Raw genomic sequence first — 6920 nt, forward strand, 5'->3', positions numbered from 1 at the left:
CGCCGGAACGGCGCGCCGTCAACCTGTGCGCACCATCAACGGTCGGTGGGTGGCGGAGGCGGGACGCGCCTCCAGGCCGGTCGCCACCGGTCGCGCTGCGCGCGACCGAGCGCGTCAGGCGCGGCGGGGCGTCCAGTGTCCGGTCGAGGTGCTCGCCGCCGTTCGCGGTCACGAGGGCCGCGGTGACGCGGGGCTGGGCGGACCGGGGCTGCGCGGGACTGGGCTGCATGACGCGCGTCACTCTACGGTCTGGAGGCGCGGGACCGGCCCGCCGGAACGGCGCGCCGTCAACCTGTGCGCACCATCAACGGTCGGTGGGTGGCGGAGGCGGGACGCGCCTCCAGGCCGGTCGCCACCGGTCGCGCTGCGCGCGACCGAGCGCGTCAGGCGCGGCGGCGGAGCTTCCGGCGCTCGCGCTCGGAGAGCCCGCCCCAGATGCCGAAGCGCTCGTCGTTCTCGAGCGCGTACTCGAGGCACTGCGACCGGACCTCGCACGAGCCGCAGATCTTCTTCGCCTCGCGGGTGGACCCGCCCTTCTCGGGGAAGAAGGCCTCGGGGTCGGTCTGCGCGCAGAGCGAGTCGACCTGCCACGAGAGGGGGTTCTCCTCGTCGCCCTCGGGCCGGCGGACACCGGGGACGCCGAGCGACACCGGATCGACGTGCCAGTCCTCCGGCACGCCGGCGTGGAAGTCGGAACCGTTCACCCTGATCACCCCTGACATGTCGACGACGGCCTGCAACGACCGAAGCCGCTGCCTGTAATTACAGCGGTGTGATTCCGTTCCGTCAAGTCGCGGATCATAGGAGGTGCCGAGCGTCGCGGCGTGTCATGTCCCCCGTACGGGCGTGTCGCAGGCCGTCTGTCCAGCGATCGGGGGACACGCGAGCGCTCCCCGATCGCCGAGCACGGGCCTCAGCCGACCCGGCGACGGGCCTCCCAGGCGCTGGTGACCATCTCGTCGAGCGAGTGCCGCATCGCCCACTCGAGGTCGCGCGCCGCGGCCTCGCCGGTCGCGACGATCCGGGCGGGGTCGCCCGGGCGGCGCGGGGCGACCTCGGGCTCGAACGCGATGCCGGTGCCCGACGCCATGGCGTCCATGATCTGCCGGACGCTGACGCCGTCGCCGCTGCCGAGGTTGTAGGCACGCTCGAGCTGCTCGCCCGCCTCGAGCTTCCGCGCCGCGACGGCGTGCGAGTGCGCGAGGTCGGCGACGTGGATGTAGTCGCGGACGCAGGTGCCGTCCGGGGTGTCGTAGTCGTCGCCGTTGATCCGCGGCACACGACCGGCGAGCAGCGCGTCGAACACGAGCGGGAACAGGTTGTGCGGGCTCGCGTCGTACAGGTCCGGCTCCCCCGACCCGACGACGTTGAAGTAGCGGAGCGAGGTGGTGGCGAACCCGGCGGCGACCTCCATGTCGCGGAGCAGCCACTCGCCGATGAGCTTCGACTCGCCGTACGGCGACTCCGGCGCCTTCGGGGTGTCCTCGACCACGACGTCGACGTCCGGCGTGCCGTACACCGCCGCGCTCGACGAGAACACGGCCTTGGTGACGCCGTTCTCCGCCATCGCCCGGAGCAGGGTCGCGGTACCGGTGACGTTCTGCTCGTAGGTGTGCAGCGGGCGCTCGACCGAGACCCCGGCGTACTTGAAGCCGGCCACGTGCACGACACCGGTGACGGCGTGCTCGCGCAGGGCGGTCGTGAGCAGCTCGCCGTCGAGGATCGTGCCCTCGACGAACGGCACGTCCTCGGGCACGAACCCCCGGAACCCGCTCGACAGGTCGTCGAACGCGACGGTGTCGATCCCTGCTGCGCGCAGGGCGCGGACGACGTGGGACCCGATGTACCCGGCACCGCCGGTGACCAGCCAACTCATGCTCGTCACGCTAGCGGACCGTACTGTCCCGTCGGGGCGCAGGGTGCTGCGTGTTCACGCACCCGTCGCGATGAAGACCGTCGACGTCAGCCCGGCCGCGGCGTCGGCCTCGACCGTCACGTCGCCCTCGTCCGGCGTGACGTAGCAGGACTCCCCCTGCCGGAGCAGGGTCGCCGAGTGCGCGCCGACGAGGGTCACGGCCCCGGTGGTGCAGACCGCGATGCTCGGACCGTGCAGCGGGGCGACACCGCCGGTGCCGAGACCGACCGGGCGGCCGTCCCCCGTCACGCGGACGAGGGCGAAGCCGACGCCCTCGGGCGCGAACCGGTCGACGCCCTGGTCGAGGTGCTCCGGCGTCAGGACCGGTGCCGGGTACGCGGTGAAGTCGAGCACCCGCAGCAGTTCGGGGACGTCGACGTGCTTCGCGGTCAGGCCGCCCCGGAGCACGTTGTCCGAGGGGGCCATCAGCTCGATGCCGAGCCCGTCGAGGTAGGCGTGCACGTTGCCCGCGGGCAGGTACATCGCCTCGCCGGTCCGGAGCGTGACGCGGTGCATGAGCAGCGACACGACGACGCCGGGGTCGCCCGGGTACGCGTCCGCCAGGTCGACCACGGTCTGCACGTTCGGGCTGCGGTCGTCCTCCGGCAGCGCCACGGCGAGGTCGGACGCCGCCTGCACCACGGCGAGCGCCGACGCATCGGCGGTCTCGAGCCAGCGCACGGTGTCCTCGAGCCCCTGCGACAGGTGCGCCAGGAGGGGGCCGAGCCGGCCGCTCCCTGCGTCGAGCGCCTCGACCTCTGCCACGGTGTCGGCGACCGGGCGGAAGCCGCTGAGCGCCTCGAAGCGATCGCTGAGCGCGACGACGAGCTCGGGCTTCGGGAAGGGGTCCTTGTAGTTGCGCGCGGGGTCGTCGAGCGGGATGCCCGCCGCCTCCTCGCGCGCGAAGCCCTCGCGGGCCTGCTCCGGCGTGGGGTGGGCCTGGAGCGACAGGGGTGCCGCCGCTGCGAGGAGCTTCAGCAGGAACGGCAGCCCGGTGCGGTCCGGGCCGAGGGCGGCCTCGGGCTCGGCGTCGATCCAGTCGCGCAGGGTGTCGGCGCCGCCCACCATCGCCGGGTTGACGACCACGCTCGGGCTGCCTGCGTGCGCGCCGAGCCAGAGCTCGGCCTGCGGTGCTCCGGTGACGGTGCGGCCGAGGAGTTCGGGGATCGCGGAGACCGATCCCCAAGCGTAGTCGCGCGGGGTGTTCGTGATGCCGAGGAACATGGGCCGAGCGTACCGGCCCGCACCGACCGCCCCGTGCGGGCCGCGACGGCACCCGGGCGACCGTCGACGGGCGGGACGCACGATCCGCGATACGTAGACTCGTCGCGATGTCCGAGCAGCCCACGCGCCCGCGCCGGTCCGACGCCACCCGGTGGGACGTGCAGGGGCTCCGCGCCTTCGCCGTCCTGGCGGTCGTCGTCTACCACCTGTGGCCGAACCGCCTGCCGGGCGGGTTCGTCGGGGTGGACGTGTTCTTCGTCATCTCCGGCTTCCTCATCACCGGGCACCTGCTGCGCGAGCAGGCGACGAACGGGCGGATCGCGCTCGGTCGGTTCTGGGCACGACGCGCGAAGCGGCTGCTGCCCGGTGCCTCGCTCACCCTGCTCGCGACCGGTGCCGCGGTCCTCGTGCTCGTCCCGAGCACCCTCTGGGGGCAGTACGGTCGCGAGCTCATCGCCTCGACGCTGTACGTGCAGAACTGGCAGCTGGCGTCGGACTCGGTCGACTACCTGGCGTCGGACAACCAACCGTCGCCGTTCCAGCACTTCTGGTCGCTCTCGGTCGAGGAGCAGTTCTACATCGCGCTCCCCGTGCTGCTCGTCGCCCTGGCGGTCCTGCTCCGGCACGCTCGGTGGTGGACGCCGGTGCGGACCGCTCGGGTGCTGCTCGGCGCGGTGGTCGTCGTCTCGCTCGTCTGGAGCGTCGTCGAGACGCGCTCGGCCCCGGGCATCGCCTACTTCTCCACGGCCACGCGAGCGTGGGAGTTCGCCCTGGGCGGGCTGGCGTCGACGGTCGTCCTGTCGTCCCGTGTCCGTCCCGCGGCCCGGTCGATCCGGACGGGAGGCGCGTGGCTGGGTGCCGCCCTGCTGGTCGCCTCGCTCGTCGTCATCACCCCGGCGACCCCGTTCCCCGGCACCGCGGCGCTGCTGCCGGTCGCGGGGGCGGCCCTCGTCGTGCTGCTCGGCGCCCGGAGCGGACTGCAGGCCGTCGGTCGGCTCGCCCCGGTGGCCTTCGTCGGGCGGATCTCCTACGCCGTCTACCTCTGGCACTGGCCGGGGGTCGTCCTGCTGCCGATCGCGACCGGGCACCCCCTGGGCACGCGCGACAAGCTGCTCCTCCTGCTCGGCACCGCCGTCCTCGCGACGGTCACGACGCTGCTGGTCGAGGAACCGCTCCGCTTCTCCGCCCGCTTCCGGTCCCTCCGGCCCCGCAGGGTCGCCGTGTGGGGCGCGGTGAGCACCCTCCTGATCGTCGCCCTCGGCGGGTCGACGCTCGGGGCACTGCAGGTCCAGCAGGCGGAGGCCGCGGCGTTCCAGCGCTCGCTCGAGCGCGGCGACGTCCCCTGCTTCGGAGCGGCCGCGCGCATCGGCTCGGCAGACCCGTGCACGGATCCGCTGCTCTCCGACGTCCGGGTGCCGACACCGGCCGCCGCGGCGGAGGACGACGTCAACCGCGACGCGTGCTGGTCGAACACGACCGCCGCCTTCAACGTCTGCACGGTCGGACCGCGGACCGGGTGGACGAAGCACATCGCGGCGATCGGCGACTCGCACAACAACGCACTGCTGAGCGCCTACGCGGCGATCGCGGAACAGCGGCACTGGCGCATCGACGTCGCCGGGCACATCGGCTGCTACCTGACGGCCGCCGTGCAGGAGGCCCCGTCGCAGGCGTACACCGACTCCTGCAACGCGTGGAAGCAGTCGGCGACGACGTGGATCGCGGCGCACCCGGACCTGGACGCCGTGGTCGCCACCCACGCGACGACGAAGTCCCCGGTCGTCCCACCGGCCGGGACGACCACCGAGCAGGCCACGGTGGACGGACTCGTCGGCGCCTGGCGGTCGGCCACCGACGTCGGTGTGCCGGTGATCGCGATCCGGGACAACCCGGTCGCCCGCGACGACGTGATGACCTGCCTCGGTCGGATGTCCGGCCCGACGACGACGGCGTGCGACGTCCCGCGCAGCGAGGCACTGGCCTCCTTCGACGGTTCCGAGCAGGCGGTCCGGGAACTCGGCGACCGCGCGCGCTTCGTCGACCTGACCGACTGGTACTGCACCGCGACGAGCTGCCCGGCCGTGGTCGGGGGCGTGCTCGTCCACCGTGACCCGACCCACCTGACCGCGACCTTCGCCACCACGCTCGCGCCGTACCTCGGCGCGGACCTCGCGCGCGCGCTCGACTCGCTCGGACGCTGACCGGCGGTAGCCTGGTCGCCGTGACGAACACCTGGCCGCTGGCCCGCGGGACCGTGCCCGAGCGCGAGGCGTTCGCGCTCGCCACCGCGGTCGTCGGGGTGCTGTTCGCCGGCGACGCCGTGCCGAACACGATCACCTGGTACGGCGCCGCCGCCGTCTGGGCGGCCCTGGCCGGCTGGGGCATCGCGGTCGTGGTGCGGGCCCGCCCGCCGCTCACCCGCACGCCGCGGTCGCTCTGGTTGTTCCTGGGCTGGTGCCTGCTCAGCGTCGCGTGGTCGCACTGGCGTGCGGCGACGCTGGCGAGCATGGTCGCCCAGCTGCTCTGCGTGCTCGTCGCGTTCGCGATCGCGTCGACGCTCACGTGGCGGCGCCTGCTCGACGCCGTGTCGGCAGCGATGCGCTGGGTGCTCGGGCTCTCGCTGCTGTTCGAGGCCGTCGTGGCCGTCGTCGTCCGACGCCCGATCGCGCCGATCTGGACCGACTACGGCGACCGGAAGATCCCGGACGCCTTCTACTTCTCGCGCGCCGAGCTGTTCACCGGTGGTCGGATCCAGGGCCTGCCGGGGAACGCGAACCTGCTGGCGATGGTGGCCCTGCTCGCGCTCGTCGCGGTCGCCGTCCAGCTCGCCGAGGGGCGGATGCACCGCGGACGCGCCGTCACCTGGCTCGCGGTGGGCGTCCTCGTGCTCGCGCTCACCCGGTCGTCGACCGTCCTCGTCGCCGCCGTCGTGGTCGTCCTCGCGGCCGCGGTCGCGGTCCTGGTCCGCCGTGTGCCGAGCGGACAGCGGGCCCCGCGGTACCTCGCCGTCGCCGTCGGCGCCGTCGTCGCCGTCGTCGCCGGCGTCGCGGGCCGCGGGGTGCTCACGGGGCTCCTCGGCAGGACGTCCGACCTCACCGGCCGCGGCGACATCTGGTCGGCGGTGCTCGGACTCGCCGACCAGCACCCGGTCCTCGGCTGGGGCTGGATCGGCTACTGGTGGCCGGACATCCCCACACTCGCGGACATCGCCCACCGGAACGGCGTGACCTACCTGCAGGCACACGACGCCGCCCTCGACGTCCTCATGCAGACCGGCGTCGTCGGGCTCGTCCTCTTCGCCCTGTACGTGCTGTCGACGCTCGTGCGCTCCTGGTGGTGCGCGACCCGGACCCCGTACGGCCCCGACCTGCTCCCCCGCGGCTTCGACCCCGTGTCGCTGTTCCCGCTCCTGGTCGTCGTGGCGCTCCTCGTGCAGGCGGTCGCCGAGTCCCGTCTGCTCTACCAGGGCAACTGGGTCCTCTTCGCCGTCATCGCGATCAAGACGCGCACGGTGCTCGTCGGCGAGGAGCCCGCCTCGTCGGGCGACGGACCGCGCATCCCGGTCGCCGTCCGGGCGTTCCGGGGCGAGACTTCGGACTGACCGCCGGCTCCGCGCCCGGACGCCGTGCTCGGACGCCCCACCCGGGTCAGCGGTCCCGCAGCACCAGGGTGCAGGGCACCTGGGCCGACCACGGCGCCGTCCGCACCTCGAGCACCCGGGTCGGGTCGGCCCGGCACGCCGGCTCCGCGTCCCGGACCTGCGGTGCCCACAGCGGCCCGT

General features: G+C 73.8%; 6 protein-coding genes. 2 read left to right on the plus strand and 4 right to left on the minus strand.

Annotated features, from left to right (window positions below; genetic code table 11):
• The 4 genes from D8M35_RS17130 to manA form a co-directional block, all read right to left on the minus strand.
• On the minus strand, positions 1-229 hold a 229-nt coding region (locus D8M35_RS17130), incomplete at its 3' end, for a hypothetical protein (protein ID WP_238638255.1).
• A 154-nt stretch (positions 230-383) separates the two neighbouring features.
• Positions 384-704: a WhiB family transcriptional regulator gene (locus D8M35_RS14720; RefSeq protein ID WP_126892515.1), complete on the minus strand. Its 321-nt coding sequence runs from the start codon at positions 702-704 to the stop codon at positions 384-386.
• A 209-nt stretch (positions 705-913) separates the two neighbouring features.
• Entirely contained in the window at positions 914-1876 is a 963-nt protein-coding gene (galE, locus tag D8M35_RS14725; protein ID WP_126892516.1) for a UDP-glucose 4-epimerase GalE, read from the minus strand.
• Between the two features lie 54 nt (positions 1877-1930).
• Positions 1931-3139 (minus strand): mannose-6-phosphate isomerase, class I, encoded by a 1209-nt coding sequence (gene manA, locus D8M35_RS14730; RefSeq protein ID WP_126892517.1) that lies wholly within the window; start codon positions 3137-3139, stop codon positions 1931-1933.
• 107 nt (positions 3140-3246) lie between these two features.
• Here manA and D8M35_RS14735 point away from each other — a divergent pair, with 107 nt between their 5' ends.
• Positions 3247-5340: an acyltransferase family protein gene (locus D8M35_RS14735; RefSeq protein WP_126892518.1), complete on the plus strand. Its 2094-nt coding sequence runs from the start codon at positions 3247-3249 to the stop codon at positions 5338-5340.
• Between the two features lie 20 nt (positions 5341-5360).
• Positions 5361-6740, plus strand: coding sequence for an O-antigen ligase (locus D8M35_RS14740; protein WP_126892519.1), 1380 nt, complete (start codon positions 5361-5363; stop codon positions 6738-6740).
• Positions 6741-6920 lie beyond the last annotated feature (180 nt).

It is taken from the genome of Curtobacterium sp. HSID17257 (assembly GCF_003989515.1).
GTDB lineage: Bacteria > Actinomycetota > Actinomycetes > Actinomycetales > Microbacteriaceae > Curtobacterium.